This is a genomic window from Vibrio sp. 10N.222.55.C6, from assembly GCF_041473395.1.
GTDB classification, from domain to species: Bacteria; Pseudomonadota; Gammaproteobacteria; order Enterobacterales; family Vibrionaceae; genus Vibrio; species Vibrio crassostreae_C.
Genome location: NZ_JBFRSD010000835.1, coordinates 1 through 335 on the forward strand (window position 1 = coordinate 1; position 335 = coordinate 335).

Genomic DNA, 335 nt, shown 5'->3' on the forward strand with positions numbered 1-335 from the left:
CAGGTAGAGCGTTCTAATTTTAATTGGCGTTCTGCGGGCGGGGATGTGATTTATGCTTATAACCTTGTCCATGGTTATGGCGCAGCTAAAAACATGGTGGCGACCCCTGATCATCTAGACAAGAAAATCTTCCCAATGGTCGAGAAAATCAAATCTCTCTCTGGCTTGAGTGAAGTGCTTATTCCATCTGGTGGCGATCAGGTGAATATTGATCCTGAGCTCCCTAAAACGTTACAAGCTGCCTCGCATCGCTCACCGGAGCAAGACGTATATGCGATCTCTTCTATGGAAGCATTTGTTGATGTTTTACGCGATAACAGCGATAGCTTTGAGAC

At 45.7% G+C, this 335-nt stretch carries 1 pseudogene; it reads left to right on the forward strand.

From position 1 onward, the window contains the following. Positions 1 to 335, forward strand: a pseudogene (locus AB4486_RS26440) (alpha-mannosidase); the annotation flags it as partial.